Below are 14,826 nucleotides of genomic sequence, written 5' to 3' on the forward strand. Positions count from 1 at the left end.
CTGTTGTCGGTGGTCGTGGATAGAGTCGGACCGTGGCTGACGTGACGCGCGACCGACTGCTCCTGCTCGATGGACACTCGCTGGCCTACCGGGCCTTCTTCGCCCTGCCGGTGGAGAACTTCTCGACCGTCACGGGGCAGCACACCAATGCCGTCTACGGCTTCACCTCGATGCTGGTCAACGTGCTGCGCGACGAGACCCCGACGCATGTCGCGGTCGCCTTCGACCTGTCGCGGCAGACCTTCCGGCTGGAGGAATACTCGGAATACAAGGCCAAGCGCAACAAGACGCCCGACGAGTTCAAGTCCCAGCTGCCGCTGATCCAGCGACTGCTCGACGCGCTGCACATCCGCCACCTGTCGCTGGCGGGCTACGAGGCCGACGACATCATCGCGACCCTGGTCACCCAAGGGCTGGAGGCCGGGATGGAGGTGCTGATCCTCACCGGTGACCGCGACTCGCTGCAGCTGGTCACGGAGTCCTCGACGGTTCTCTACCCGATGCGTGGTGTCTCCGACCTGGCCCGGATGACGCCGGAGTCCGTGGAGGCGAAATACGGCGTCCCGCCGCACCGTTATCCCGAGATCGCCGCGCTGGTGGGGGAGGACTCCGACAACCTGCCCGGCATCCCGGGCGTCGGCCCGAAGACGGCCGCGAAGTGGATCAACACCTACGACGGCCTCGACAACGTGATCACCCACGCCGACCAGATCAAGGGCAAGGCCGGCGACAACCTGCGCGCCCACCTCGGTGACGTGATGCGCAACCGGCGGCTCAACGCGCTGGTGCGAGACCTCCCCCTGGAGGTCGGCCCGAAGGATCTCGGACGGGTCGAGTGGGACCGCGCGGCTGCGCTGGAGCTTCTCGACGAGCTCGAGTTCCGCGGCGAGATCCGCACCCGGATCACCGATGTGCTCGCTCCCGAGGACGACGTCCCGGTCGACGAGAGCGGGTTCGCGCTGGAGGGCGAGACCTTGGCGCCCGGCGCCGTCGCGGCCTACCTCGGCGAGCTCGGCACCACGCCTGTCGGGGTGCATGTGCGCGGGACCTGGGGTTCCGGCACCGGCCGGGTGGACGGGTTCGGCTTCGCGACGCAGGAGCGGGCTGCGTACGTCGGGGTGGACGGGTTGACGCCCGAGGACGAGGCGGCGCTGGCCGGCTGGCTCGCCGATGCCTCGAAGCCGAAGATCCTGCACGACGCCAAGGGCCCGCTGCTGGCGATCGACGCCCATGGCTGGACCTTGGGCGGGCTGGTCACCGACACGGCGCTCTCGGCCTACATCGTGGCGCCCGACCAGCGCTCTTACGACCTCGCCGACCTGACGCTGCGCTACCTCAAGCGTGAGCTCAAGCAGGAGGACGACGGCGGCCAGGAGTCGCTCTTCGGCGACGAGGAGGTCGGTGGCGACGGTGTGGCCAGGACCTCGATGCTCTACGCCCGGGCGGTGATCGATCTCGCCGTCGAGCTCGACTCGGCTGTCGAGGCCGCCGGCGGACACCGCCTGCTCTCCGAGGTGGAGCTTCCGCTGCTGCATCTGCTGGCGCGGATGGAGCAGACCGGCATCGCGGTCGACACCGAGCACCTCGACGCCTTGGAGCGACACTTCGCCGGCCAGATGAAGCAGGCCGCCGACGAGGCCTACGGCGTGATCGGGAAGGAGATCAACCTCGGCTCGCCCAAGCAGCTGCAGGTGGTGCTCTTCGACGAGCTCGACATGCCGAAGACGAAGCGCACCAAGACCGGCTGGACCACCGACGCCGACGCGCTCCAGCAGCTCTATGTGAAGACCGAGCACCCGTTCCTGATCGCCCTGCTGCGCCACCGCGACGTCACCCGGCTGCGGGTCACCATCGAGGGCTTGCTGAAGACCGTGCAGGATGACGGCCGGATCCACACCACCTTCAACCAGACCATCGCGGCCACCGGGCGGCTCTCCTCGACCGAGCCGAACCTGCAGAACATCCCGGTGCGCACCGAGGAGGGTCGCGGGATCCGCAAGGGCTTCGTCGTCGGCGACGGCTTCGAGTCGCTGATGACGGCCGACTACTCGCAGATCGAGATGCGGATCATGGCGCACCTCTCCGAGGACGAGCTGCTGATCGAGGCGTTCCGCTCCGGGCGCGACTTCCACTCGATCACCGCCGCTCGGGTCTTCGGCGTCGATCCCGACGCGGTCTCGGTGGAGCAGCGCGCCAAGATCAAGGCGATGAACTATGGGCTGGCCTACGGCCTGTCCGCCTTCGGTCTCTCCCAGCAGCTCGGCATCGAGCCGAGCGAGGCGCGGGGGCTGATGGAGGAATACTTCGAGACCTTCGGTGGTATCCGCGACTACCTGCGCAGCCTGGTCGAGGAGGCCCGCCGCACGGGCTACACCGAGACCATCATGGGCCGTCGCCGCTACCTCCCCGACCTGCTCTCCGACAACCGCCAACGGCGCGAGACCGCGGAGCGGATGGCGCTCAACGCTCCCATCCAAGGCTCCGCCGCCGACCTGATCAAGGTCGCCATGCTGCGGGTCCAGGCCGCCATCGACGAGGCCGGCCTCTCCTCCCGGATGCTCCTCCAGGTCCACGACGAGCTCGTCTTCGAGGTCGCACCAGGTGAGCGGGAGCAGCTGGAGACACTCGTACGTGCCCAGATGGGCTCCGCCGCCGACCTCAACGTCCCGCTCGACGTCTCCGTCGGCACCGGCCTCTCCTGGCACGAAGCCGCCCACTGACTCGCCGAGACGTCAGCCGCGTCGGCCGAGGGGTCACTGACGTCGGCCCAGACGTCAGGGGTGTCGGCCGAAACGGCAACTGTGGCGTACGGAACTGACGTCTCGGCCGGCGTAACTGACGTCTCGGCCGACCTAGCTGACGTCTCGGCCGACCTAGCTGACGCCTCGGCGTGAGTCAGTCGGTGGGGGCGGCGGTGGTGATGTCGTTCTCGCTGGCCCAGGTGCCGAGGTCGCGCTTGTCGATGGCGGCGGCCATCAGGTCGGGGAAGAGGTCGGGGGTGCAGGCGAAGGCGGGGATGCCGAGGTCGGCGAGTGCGGCGGCATGGCCGGCGTCGTAGCTCGGGGCGCCGGAGTCGCTGAGGGCGAGGAGCGCGACCATGGTGGCGCCGGAGTCGGTGATCTCGCGGGAACGTCGCAGCATCTCCTCGCGGATCCCTCCCTCGTAGAGGTCGCTGATCAGGACCAGCACCGTCTCCTCGGGCTGCTCGATGAGGCTCTGGCAGTAGGCGAGGGCGCGGTTGATGTCGGTGCCGCCGCCGAGCTGTACGCCGAAGAGGACGTCCACGGGGTCGTCGAGATCCTCAGTCAGGTCGACGATCTCGGTGTCGAAGGCGACCAGCTTGGTCTCGACCGAGCGCAGCGAGGCGAGGACGGCACCGAAGACGCTGGAGTAGACGACCGATTCGGCCATCGAGCCGGACTGGTCGATACACAAGATGATGCGCCGTTGAGTCTGCTGGGTCTTGCGGGCGTGGCCGACGAGGCGCTCGGGGACGACCGTGCGGTGCTCAGGCAGGTAGTGCTTGAGGTTGGCGGCGATCGTACGTCCCCAGTCGATGTCCGCGGGCCGCGGACGACGGGTGCGCGCGGCCCGGTTGAGGGCACCGGTGACCGCCTGCACCGTCTGGGAACGGAGCCGGGACTCGAGCTCGTCGGTGACGGTGCGTACGACGGCCCGGGCCGACTCGCGGCTGTGCTCGGGGATCACCCGGCCGAGGCCGATCAGGGTGGAGACGAGGTGGATGTCGGGCTGGACCGAGTCCAGCATCTCGGGCTCGGTGAGGAGCTGGTGGAGACCCAGGCGGTCCATCGCGTCGCCCTGCATCACCTTCACGACCGAGGTGGGGAAGTAGGTGCGGATGTCGCCGAGCCACCGCGCGACCCGGGGAGCCGACCCGCCGAGACCCGCGCTGCGGCCCTTCGGCTGCTCGCCGTAGAGCTGCTCGAGCGCCTCGTCGCGGGCACGGTCCTCGGCGGTCAGCGACACGGGCGCTCCGCCGGTCCCGGGGCTCAGGGACTCCTCGGCGTCTCCGCCGAGCACCAGACGCCAGCGGGTGAGACGGTCGCGTTCGGGGGTCATGCGGGCTCCAGCTGTAGCAGGTCGGCGACCCGCGCGGCCGCGGGCAGCGCGAGGTCGAGATCGAGGGTGGCGGTGTGATGGAGGTCGGCCGCCGCGTCGAGGTTGCGAACGCGGCCACCGATCTGACGGCGCTCGGGTGACTGGAAGCGGGAGAAGGTGCGCCGCAGCAGCGGCAGCAGGTCCTCGAAGGTGGTCTCCGCGACTCCGGCGACCCACTCGTCGAGGAGGCGGAGAAGCTCGACCTCATGGAGCAGGAGCAGTGCCTCGCCTTCGAGCAGCCCGTCCACCCAGGCCGCGGCGTGCTCCGGCGAGGTGCCGCGGGAGAGCTGACGGCTGAGCCGCGCGGAGACGGTCTCGATGTCCACCTGCTCGGAGTCGAGGAGGATGCGATTGACCCGTCCCGCGACCAACCCGTGGACCTGGTCGTCGGCGGCGAGCGCGACGAGTGCCTGCTCCCAGGTCGCCACCCATGCCGGAGCCGAGGAGCCGGCGGGCGCCTCGCCGACCAGAGATACGCCGCGGTGAGCGGCGTCGAGCGCGCCCTTCATGGCCGCGGCCGCGTCGTCGTCGAGCGAGGTGCAGGCGGCCCGCAGCCCGGCGGCGGCGCGGAGGACCACGGTGTGGAGCACGTCGGCGACCACGCCGGTGTCCGAACCGCGTACGTCCCCGTACCGCTGGGTCCGCGCCAGAGGCTCGACCGCCCGGAGCAGGGAGAGGGTGTCGTGCTGGTGGGCGGTGCGCTCGGCGAGTGCCGTGATCGCGGCCTCGAGCCCGGCGGGGAGGTCGGCGACCAGCGCCTGGTCGATGAGCTCGGCCAGCGTGCCGAGGTCGTCGGCCTGGGCCGCCCGCTCGGCGACGAGCCCCTCGGCCGCGGCGACCACGGTGGTGCCGTAGAGGCCGGCCTCGACCAGGCGTACGGCGAACTCCGGCTGCCACTCGAGCGTCCAGGCCTCCTTGAAGGTGCCCCTGGTGCCACCCCGATCGGCCTCGGTGGCCCAGTCGATGCCGAGCAGCCGTAGCCGGTGGAGCAGCAGCGACCGTTCGCGCTGGGCCTCGCGGCGAAGGTCGAGCACCACAGTGGTCTCGGCGGCGGACGGCTTGAGGCGGAGCCGCTTCTGCTGGCGGGCGAGATCCTGGGCGAGCGGCACCAGGGGCGCCGACTCGGGCACCTGGCCGAGCTCCTCGCCGACCACCAGCGTGCGATTCACCAGCGCGAGCGGCAGCCGCGACCCCTCGCACAGCACCGTGACGGTCGCGTCCTCGAGCTCCTCGAGCCCGGGTGAGGGGCGGCCCCGGACGGCGGCGAGCGCCTCGGCGAGGCGTACGGCCTCCACGACCGTCGCCGGAGCCGCGGACAGTCCTTCGGCGCGGAGCACCCGGGCGACCCGGGTAAGCCAGCCGGGCACGACATCGGCCGGGGTGCCGGCGTGCCAGTGGGCGTAGAGGTGCTGATACCAGCCCGGGGAGGTGACGCCGGCACCGTAGCCGGAGTCGGTGGCGAGACGGCCGGCGGTCCAGGGTGCCCAGGTGGCGGTGACCTTGATCTTCGGGAGTCCCTTGAGCAGGGCGGTGTCGTCGGCGACCTTGGGCCAGGCGGACGGGTGCAGCATCGGGGCGTGGTAGGCGCCGCAGACCATCGCGACCCGCTCGCGGCCCTCGCGTCTCGCCGCGCGCAGCACCTTGCGCATGGACGCCTCGCGCTGCTCGTTCTCGAGATCGGCGGGGTCCTCCGTGCGGATCTCCGCCATCGCCTCGCGGATCGCGGTGAACCGGCCCAGCGACGACTCGGCTCGGTGCTCGACGGCGTCCTCCCAGAACCGCTCGGGGTCGTCGTAGCCGGCCGCCCGGGCGAGCCGGGAGATCGGGTCGGACCCGGACGGGCGAGGCTCGGGCCGCTCGTCGGCCGCTTCCGCGGAGGGCGCGGCCGGGGCCAGGAAATGGGTCGCCGGAAGGTCCGCGAAGCGGACGTCGACGCGGTGCTCGAGCGCCCAGCGCATCGCGACCCACTCCGGGGAGAAGAACGCGAACGGGTAGAACGCCGAGCGCCGCGGCTCCTCGACCGCATAGACCAGCGCCGCGACCGGCGGGACCAGCTCCGGGTCGCCGGCCAGCTCCAGCAGCGCGTCGAGCTCCGGTGGCCCCTCGATCACGACCAGGTCGGGGGAGAGCTCCTCGAGTGCCGCCGCGACCGACCGGGCGGAGCCCGGCCCATGGTGGCGTACGCCCAGGATCTCGAAGGCGCAGCTGCGCTCGGTCACACCAGCTCCCGGCAGGCGCGGTAGAGATCGGCCCAGCTCGGCCGGTCGCGGACCACGGTGTCGAGGTATTCCTGCCACACGATCCTGTCCTGCACCGGGTCCTTCACGACCGCGCCGACCAGCCCGGCCGCGACGTCGTCGGCCCGCACCACGCCGTCGCCGAAGTGGGCGGCGAGCGCTACGCCGTTGGTCATCACCGAGATCGCCTCGGCGGTCGAGAGGGTGGCGGAGGGCGACTTCACCGACGTACGTCCGTCGGCGGTGACGCCCGATCGGAGCTCGCGGAAGATGGTGACCACGCGCTCGATCTCGGCCAGCCGGCTCAGGTCGGCGGGCAGCGAGAGCGAGGCCCCGAGCTGTTCGACGCGGGTCCGCACGATCGACACCTCGTCGTCGAGCGTGTCCGGCAGCGGCAGCACGACGGTGTTGAAGCGCCGCTTGAGCGCGGAGGAGAGATCGTTGACGCCCTTGTCGCGGTTGTTGGCGGTCGCGATGACGTTGAACCCCTGTCGCGCCTGCACCTCGTCGTCGAGCTCGGGAACCGGCAGCGTCTTCTCCGAGAGGATCGAGATGAGACCGTCCTGGACGTCGGCGGGGATGCGGGTCAGCTCCTCGATGCGTACGAGCGCCCCGGTCTCCATCGCCCGCATCACCGGGCTCGGCACCAACGCATCCCGCGAGGGGCCCTCGGCGAGCAGTCGGGCGTAGTTCCAGCCGTAGCGCAGCGACTCCTCCGGCGTCCCGGCGGTGCCCTGGACCACGAGCGTCGAGTCGCCCGAGATCGCGGCGGCCAGGTGCTCGCCCACCCAGGTCTTGGCCGTGCCGGGCACGCCGAGCAGCAGCAGCGCACGGTCGGTCGCCAGGGAGGCGACCGCGATCTCCATGAGACGGCGGGCGCCGACGTACTTCGCGCTGATCGCCGTGCCGTCGGGCAGCTCGCCGCCGAGGAGGTAGGTGGTCACGGCCCAGGGGGAGAGTCGCCACTGCGGCGGGCGCGGCCGACCGGTCTCGGCATCGTGGGCGGCCAGAGCGGTGAGCTCGGCGGCGTAGGCGTCCTCGGCGTGGGCGCGAAGAATGTCGGTCACTGGAAGGCCTCCGTGATGGCGTGGACGAGGGAGAGGTGCTGGATGAGCTGGTTGCGCTGCTTGGCGAGCGAGTCGGGCAGTCGGTGCAGGTCGGGCACGATCTCGGGCGGCATCCGTGCGGCCAGGATGGCGACCGACCTGGTGAGCTCCCGTTCTCGGCTCGAGAGAAGGTCCAGGATCGTACGGCTGAAGTCGAGGCTCCACGGGCCGGGAACGGTGCCGAGCCGGGCCGAGATGGTCGCCCCGTCTGATCCCGTGCCCGATCCGGCGCCAGTGAGGATCTGACGCAGCACGATCGCTTCCCGGTCGGCGCTCGGCACGATCTCGAGAAGCTCACCGCGGTGGACGTCATCGACCAGCGCGCGAGCCCAGGCGGGGTCGCGGCGGGCGATGACGGCGCTGATGATGCCGGCGCGGGCGTCGGGGTCGGTGATCATCGCCCAGGTCGCGTCGGGGTCGCGGCCGGCGGCGTCGGTCCAGACCTCGAGCGGGGCGCCCGCAGCGAGCTGTCGGAGCCAGTGGCCGCGCTGGGAGCGGCCCTTCGGGGCCTTGTCGAGCCCGTCGCGCGTGGCGGCGGCGTCGGCCTCGGTGGGCGGCTCGATGTGAAGCGTCTTGCGCACGATCCCGGTCCTGCTGATGAGCGGGCCGAGCAGCGCGGCGAGCCGCTGCCCGCGTGCCGAGGCAGGCAGGGCATCGAGCAGATGCCGGGCGGAGAGGCGTACGTCCGCGGCCCGGTCGTCGAGGGCGCGTTCCAGGAACTGCTCGTCCTCGAGGCTCAGGCCGGTGCGGAGCGTCCTGATCAGCGTCGCGCGGTCGGCGGCCTTCTCGCTCGCCCAGACGGACTCGAGCCGTTCGCGTGCGGCGGCCGGATTGACGGCGCGCAGCCGGGTCAGCATCTCGGCCCGGGCCGCGGTCGGCTCGTGGGCCCAGGCCGCGTCGTCGAGGGATGCCTCACTTGCACGAGCGGCCTGCGCCGAGGCGATCATCGGACGCCACCGGCGCCTGTTGGCCACCAGCCACGCGCCGCGCGCGTCCGCCGCCGTCAGCGCGTCCCGGTGCAGCTCCGGTCGGGTCAGCGCTTGGTCGAGAAGCCGGGGGAGCAGTCGGTGCGGCACCCGGTAGCCGGCCGCGTTCGCGCAGGCCAGCCAATGACCGAGGAGATCGCCCCGCAGGTCCGCACCGCCGGGGGTCTGGTTGAGCACCAGCTCCAGCAGCTGTATGCCACCAGCCGGCGCGACCGGCAGCCGATCGGTCTGGGCCGCCGCCGGTGCGGACCCGGTGCGAAGCGGCCGCCCCGAGCGCACCATCGCTCCGCCGAGCGCCGCCGCGTCGAGCAGCGCGGTCTGTGCCGAAGCTCCGCGCCGATCCGGCATCGGCACCGTCTCAGGTGCCGGGGGTGCTCCGCGCCGGGCCGAGCCGAGCACCGCGGTCGCAGCGACCGCGTCCCACCACTCCTCGATCGTGGTCACAGCGCCACCAGCTCCCCGTCGTCGGATCCGTCCTCGGCGCTCACCACGGTGAGCACCCGCAGCCCGCCGTCCTCGATCTCGCCGAACGCGGTCACCGGGTGGCCGCCGGTCAGCGCCAGCAGGCGCCACCAGGTCCCCGGCTCACCGAGCAGCGGCACCTGGTGACCGGCATCGTCGACGACGAACGGCGGCTCGTCACCCTCCGGCACGGATGCGGCGACGCGGACCACGACCGGCGCCCGGTCCGCCCACGGGTTGTCCGCCCGGATCGCCGCGAGCGCCGCTCGGGCGCCGGCGAGATCGGTCGCGCTGCCGAGGTCGGAGGCGGCGGGAAGCGTTGTCGGCTCGGAGGCCAGCACGACCCGGCGTGGGGCGTGCCCGGGATAGAGCCCGACCGACGCCTCCAGCCGGGCACCGGCCAGCCGGGCGATCGGCAGCGGGTTGCCGCCCGCGGCGAAGTCGAGCAGGAGCGCGGTCTCGCCCGAGTCGGAGCGCAGCCACGTCCGCTGCTCGATCAGGTTGCCCCGTTCGTCGCGATGCGCCCCCAGCACGGTCCACACGTCGGCGTGCACCCCGGCCTCCAGGACCTGGGCGCTCGGCACCGCCCAGCCGATCACCACCCGCAGATCGCCCTGGGTGTCGGTGTCGAGCGAGTCCCACGACCGCCAGGCCTGGGCGGCGGTCCACCAACGGCCCATCTCGATCAGCAGATGCTCGGCCCAGTCCTCACGCCGGTTGACCGCGGCCGCCATCTCCCGGACCCGCTCGCCGAGGCCGGGCAGCTGCGCGTCGACCAGCCGGGAGGCGGCCGCGTCCCACCAGGTCCACGGCTGCGTCTTCGCGGTCGCGAGCCCGCCGCGTACGAGATCCTCCAGCCACAGCACCAGGTCCTCGACGCCGCCGTCCATCAGTGCGCGACGCTCCGCGGCCCGTCTCGCCTGGGCTGCCCTGTCCACTGGCTTGGCCGGTGCCGAGGCACGCTCGGCGGCGCCCGCGGCACGAGCGGCACGCTGGGAGGCCCACTCCGAGGCGTACGCCTCCGGCTCGTCGGCCTCACCCACCTGCGCCCCGGCCCACAGCAACAGCAGCGCGGTGGCGTGCTTGCACGGGAACTTCCGTGACGGGCACGAGCACTTGTAGGCGGGGCCGGTGAGGTCGACGCTCACCTGGTATGGGGTCTTGCCCGAGCCCTGGCACTTGCCCCAGACGAGCACGTCGGTGGCGCCGGTCTCCGACCAGGGGCCGGGGACGGCGAGCTTGCGGGCGGCGTTGAGCGACCCGGCGTCCGGGGCCGTTTTCTCCACGGCGTCGATTGACCAGCGAGGCATGATGCGCACATCTAAGCCTGCCGCACCGACAGTTTGGTGAAAACGCAGATCAGCGGCGGTCGGCGCTCTGGCCGAGACGCCAGAAGGTGACCGTCAGGAGGACGGCGGCGAGGACGGCGTCGACACCGAGGACGGCCCAGACGAGGCCCTCGACGCTGGTCTGCGCGGCGCCGAGGACGAGGACGGCGACGACGGCGATCCAGAGAAGGTACGCCGAGAGCCGGCTGCGCCGGGCCAGGACCGAGTAGACCAGCAGTTGGAGGACGGAGAGCACCATGCCGAGGATCGCGAAGACCCACAGCAGCTCCTCGACCTCGGCGTACTTGTCGCCGCCGATGAAGATCATCGCGAGCCACGACAGCAGCCAGGCGCCGGCGATCGCGCAGATGCCCAGCCCGCCGACGAGAGCCAGCGACTTGAGCAGCGCGGAGCGGCGGCTGGCCTCGGCAGACATCGATGGGAACGCGATGATCACCACGAACTGCGGCAGGAACAGCACGGCCTTGGTGAGGATCAGGCCACCTGCGTACAGACCGGACACATGGTCGGAGAGCACGTTGCGGGCGATCAGGATGTCGACGTTGGAGAGGGCGAAGAAGCCCAGGAGCGCGAACGAGCCGTGCAGCATCTCGATGACGACAGGCTTCATCGGGCCGACGGTCTCGGACGTCGTACGTCGCCGCAGCACCCACCACCCGACGACCGCCGGCGCGAACTGGGCCAACGCGACGCCGGCCATGGCGGCACCCTCGGTGGGACGGATCAGCATCGCCGCGGTGGCCACCACGACCCGGGGGATGCCGAGGGCCAGATAGACCATCGCCAGGCTCAGCCAGCGCCGCTCGCCCTGCAGCACCCCGGACTGGCCGCCCATCACCGTCAGGGGCACCGCACACACCGCGACCAGCAGCGCAGGATAGATCGAGTCCAGTCGCAGCACCCGCCAGACCAGGGGAGAGGCCGCGAGCATCACGATCCCGACCACGATCGCTGCCCGATAGGTCGCGCGCAGCACGGTGCGCTCGAGGCCGCGGGCGTCCTCGGCCGGTGCCTCGGCAACCCGGCGCGCTGCGGTCGCCTGCATCCCGAGCTGGATCACCCCGACCACGAGCAGCAACGACATCATCGCGGACACGCCGCCGTACTGAGCCGGCCCGAGGATCCTGGCAGCGATGATCTGGAAGCCGTAGGTGGCGACGTTGGTGACCATGATGCAGACCGCGAGGAAACCGCTGCTGCGGATGAGCGCGGACAGCCTGCGCCGGCGGGCGCTGGTCGGGCTGGCGGTCATCGTGGGCACCTGGAAAGCCTAGGGTGCCGCTAGCCACATGCCGGCACCGGCATCCGCCCAGCTTTGAAACTCGATCGCCACAAGTGACGTCTCGGCCGACGGGCGCGACGTCTCGGCTGGGTAGGGTGGCCGCGTGAGGGAGCGGGTGGTGCCTACCGTGTGGGCGGGCGTGCTCGCGGTGCTCATGCTCGGCCCGGCGCTGGGGTCGGGGTTCGTGCTCAGCTACGACATGGTGTGGGTGCCCGACCTCACGCTGACGCGCGACGTGCTCGGGCTCGGGTCGGGGCTTCCTCGGGCGGTGCCCTCGGACGCGGTGGTCGCGGTGCTGGACGAGATCGTGCCCGGGCTGGTGCTGCAGAAGCTCGTCCTCGTCGGGGCGCTGGTGATGGCCGGGGCCGGCGCCGCCGAGCTGGTCCGGGCCCGCTCGCTCGCCGCGCGGCTGGCGGCGGTGAGCCTGACGGTCTGGAGCCCGTACGTCGCCGAGCGTCTGTGGATGGGCCACTGGCCGATGCTGCTGGCCTATGCCGCGGTGCCCTGGCTCGTGGTCGCCGGCCGCCGGTGGGCGGGGGAGACGAGCCCGGACGAGCACCGTCCCGCCGGGCAGGGTCCCGTGTGGATGCTGCCCGTCCTCATCGTCGGGAGCCTGAGCGCGAGCGCGGGCATCGTCTCGGCTGCCGTGCTGCTCGCCACCGGCCTGCGTCGCGGCCGGCGGCCGGTCCTGCTGGCCGCCGCGGTGGCGGCGGTCAACGCTCCCTGGCTCGTTGCAGGACTGACCCACACCGCGGAGGCCGCCTCGGCCACCGGGTTCGAGGTCTTCGCGCTGCGCGGGGACGCCCTGCCCGCTCCGCTGGCGGCGCTCACGCTCGGCGGGATCTGGAACACCTCCGTCGTCCCGGCGAGCCGCGAGGGCTGGCTGGCGTGGGTGGCGCTGGCGCTCCTGGCGGCAACGGTCGCTGCCGGCGCCAGGAGATGGTGGACCTCCGACACTCAGCGGGTCCGGATCCTGGGGCTGTGGGTCGCCGGCCTGGCGATCGCGGTCGCCGGCTGGGCGGCACCGGAGGCGCTCGACACCCTCGCCCAGGACCTACCCGGCCTGGCGCTGTTCCGTGACAGCAGTCGCCTGCTTCCGTTGTGCCTGCCGCTGCTCGTCATGACCGTGGCCGCGGGCGTCGACGCGCTCGGCGAGAGGCTCCGGGGGACCGCGCCGCGATGGGCGGCGGCCGTCGTGGTCACCCTGGCGCCGATCGCCGTTCTCCCCGACGCCGCCTGGGGCCTGGCCGGCGGGATCGGCGCGGCCGACTATCCGCCCTCCTGGCAGCGGGTCGGCGCGGCGCTGGCCGACGAGACGGCGCCCGGCGACGTACTGGTGCTGCCCTGGTCCGCCTACCGCGCCCCGTCGTGGAACGACGGCCGTCCGGTGCTCGACCCGATACCTCGCCTGCTGCCCCGTCCCAGCGTCACCAACGGCGACCTCGTCGTCGGCGACACGACGATCCCGGGTGAGGACCCACGTGGAGCCGGGGTCGCCGAGGCACTCGCCGAGCCGGAACCCAAGGCGCGGGCGAGCGCGCTGAGGCGTCTGGGCATCTCGTACGCCGTCACCGACCGCACCGCGGGGGAGTCACCCCGTCTGGCCGGCGAGGTCGTCTTCGTCGACGGCGGCCTGCTCCTGCAGCGCCTGCCCCAGGAAGGGGACGCGGTGACGAGCTGCTCGATCGGCCCGGCAGCCCTGGTGGCAGTGATCGGTGGGTGGGCGGCGTACGTCCTGATATGGCTCGTCGCCACAACGTCAACAATTCTGCTACTGATCAGTATGGTCCGCCGGCTGGCTGCTACTGTTCGCGGCTAGGAGAGGGAGGTCACACCAACATGGGCAACATCATTGCCATCGTCGCCAGCATTCTTGTGGGCGGTGGAGTCGCCGCAGCGACTGTCGTCGGAGTTGTCAGCAGCAGCACGAACAGCACCGTCGAGAATCCTCCGAGCGTCTCTGAGTCGACGGTTCAGTACGGCACCGACAACTGAATCACGACAATCTGAAAGGGCCCGGCGGTGATCCGCCGGGCCCTTGCTCGTCTCCGAGGATGATCAGTCCGCGCCGACGACGCGCCCCTGCAGCGCCGAGGCGAGCACCGCGTTGAAGTTGAGCTGGCTCTGCTCCCAGGTGTGCTTACGCGCGTGCCAGCGGGCACCCTCGGCCAGCTCCTTGCGGCGGATCTCGTCGCCGAGCAGACTCTCGAGCGCGGCCACGAAACCGGCCTGGTCGTCGACCAGCACCCCGGACTCGCCGTCGGCGATCGACTCCGTCGTCCCGCCGGCATCACGGAACGCGACCGTCGGGGTGCCGTGCTGTGCGGCCTCGGTGACGACCAGGCCCCAGCCCTCCTTCAGCGACGGCAGCGCCATCAGCCAGGACCGCTCGTAGACGGCTTCCTTGTCCTCCTCCGAGACATGTCCCAGCATCTCGACGAAGTCCTCGGCCCCCGCCCGGGAGACGTACGCAGCGAGCTCGTCGGCCCACCAGCCGCCGCCCACGATGCTCAGCCTCAGGTCCGGGTAGGACGCCCGCAGCGCCGCCGCCGCGTCGATGGCGAGCTCGACCCGCTTGTGCGGCACCAGCCGCCCGACGACGCAGATGGAGGGGTGCTCGGTCTTCGCCGGCCGGTCGCTGAGGGCGGGTGCGGCGCCGTTGTGCACGACGGCGACCCGGGCAGGGTCGACCCCGAGCGTCGCGAGCTCGGCGCGGGTGGCGCGGGAGACCGCGACGTACTGCTTGCGGCGGTAGAGCCGCGGCGCCAGCCAGGACTCGACCCACCAGCCGATCCGCCCGGACAGGCCGGGGTAGACCACCGGCCACTGCTCGCGGTGGACGTGGTGGACGAGCACCGTGACCGGCGCGCGGGTGCCGAGCGGGGTGAAGAACGGGAGCCCGTTCTGCACGTCGATGACGGCGTCGACACGGCCGATCGGGCCGAACCGCCCGAGCGCCAGCAGCAGCACGCCCCACAAGTAGATGCTGAGCTTGCCCCCGCGGCGTACGTAGCGGATGCCGTCGCGTTCCTCCCGTGGACGGGCGCCGGGGTAGGCCGCGGTGAAGACGGTCACCCGCGCGCCCGCGTCCACCAGGCCGGAGGTGATCTGGTGGAGGTAGTGCTCGGCCCCACCGGCCTCGGGGTTGTCTGAGTCGCGCCAGCTGAACACCGCCACATGGCAAGCGTTCAGCCGCGCTCCATCGTTGGCGCGCAAATCAGTGCTCCCCTGGATCTCGCAGTTACCCCGCTGCCGAGCGCTCCCTCCCCAGGGGTTGCGCGACCG

At 71.9% G+C, this 14,826-nt stretch carries 10 protein-coding genes; 3 read left to right on the top strand and 7 right to left on the bottom strand.

What is annotated here, in order from left to right:
* The first annotated feature begins 32 nt into the window (after positions 1-32).
* Positions 33-2,720 (top strand): DNA polymerase I, encoded by a 2,688-nt coding sequence (gene polA / locus WBG06_RS19940; protein ID WP_336738708.1) that lies wholly within the window; start codon positions 33-35, stop codon positions 2,718-2,720.
* Between the two features lie 175 nt (positions 2,721-2,895).
* Here the strand turns inward: polA and WBG06_RS19945 are convergent, their stop codons facing one another.
* From WBG06_RS19945 to WBG06_RS19970, 6 genes are read right to left on the bottom strand one after another with little or no spacing between them, the layout of a single operon-like run.
* A complete protein-coding gene (locus WBG06_RS19945) occupies positions 2,896-4,080 on the bottom strand; it encodes a VWA domain-containing protein (RefSeq protein ID WP_336738709.1) in 1,185 nt (394 codons plus the stop codon).
* Entirely contained in the window at positions 4,077-6,338 is a 2,262-nt protein-coding gene (locus WBG06_RS19950; RefSeq protein ID WP_336738710.1) for a DUF5682 family protein, read from the bottom strand. The genes WBG06_RS19945 and WBG06_RS19950 overlap by 4 nt, the downstream gene beginning before the upstream one ends.
* Entirely contained in the window at positions 6,335-7,423 is a 1,089-nt protein-coding gene (locus WBG06_RS19955) for an ATP-binding protein (protein ID WP_336738711.1), read from the bottom strand. The genes WBG06_RS19950 and WBG06_RS19955 overlap by 4 nt, the downstream gene beginning before the upstream one ends.
* Entirely contained in the window at positions 7,420-8,892 is a 1,473-nt protein-coding gene (locus tag WBG06_RS19960) for a DUF5691 domain-containing protein (protein ID WP_336738712.1), read from the bottom strand. The genes WBG06_RS19955 and WBG06_RS19960 overlap by 4 nt, the downstream gene beginning before the upstream one ends.
* Positions 8,889-10,220, bottom strand: a complete 1,332-nt coding sequence (locus WBG06_RS19965) for an SWIM zinc finger family protein (RefSeq protein WP_336738713.1) — start codon at positions 10,218-10,220, stop codon at positions 8,889-8,891. The genes WBG06_RS19960 and WBG06_RS19965 overlap by 4 nt, the downstream gene beginning before the upstream one ends.
* 49 nt (positions 10,221-10,269) lie before the next feature.
* Entirely contained in the window at positions 10,270-11,511 is a 1,242-nt protein-coding gene (locus WBG06_RS19970; protein ID WP_336738866.1) for a lipopolysaccharide biosynthesis protein, read from the bottom strand.
* Between the two features lie 148 nt (positions 11,512-11,659).
* Here WBG06_RS19970 and WBG06_RS19975 point away from each other — a divergent pair, with 148 nt between their 5' ends.
* Both WBG06_RS19975 and WBG06_RS19980 read left to right on the top strand, forming a co-directional pair.
* Positions 11,660-13,360 (top strand): hypothetical protein, encoded by a 1,701-nt coding sequence (locus WBG06_RS19975; protein ID WP_336738714.1) that lies wholly within the window; start codon positions 11,660-11,662, stop codon positions 13,358-13,360.
* A 20-nt stretch (positions 13,361-13,380) separates the two neighbouring features.
* Positions 13,381-13,536 (top strand): hypothetical protein, encoded by a 156-nt coding sequence (locus tag WBG06_RS19980; protein WP_336738715.1) that lies wholly within the window; start codon positions 13,381-13,383, stop codon positions 13,534-13,536.
* Between the two features lie 63 nt (positions 13,537-13,599).
* Here the strand turns inward: WBG06_RS19980 and WBG06_RS19985 are convergent, their stop codons facing one another.
* Positions 13,600-14,718 (bottom strand): glycosyltransferase family 4 protein, encoded by a 1,119-nt coding sequence (locus WBG06_RS19985; protein WP_336738716.1) that lies wholly within the window; start codon positions 14,716-14,718, stop codon positions 13,600-13,602.
* Positions 14,719-14,826: the final 108 nt, after the last annotated feature.

Source organism: Nocardioides sp. CCNWLW239 (assembly GCF_037137035.1).
In the GTDB taxonomy this organism is placed as follows: Bacteria; Actinomycetota; Actinomycetes; order Propionibacteriales; family Nocardioidaceae; genus Nocardioides.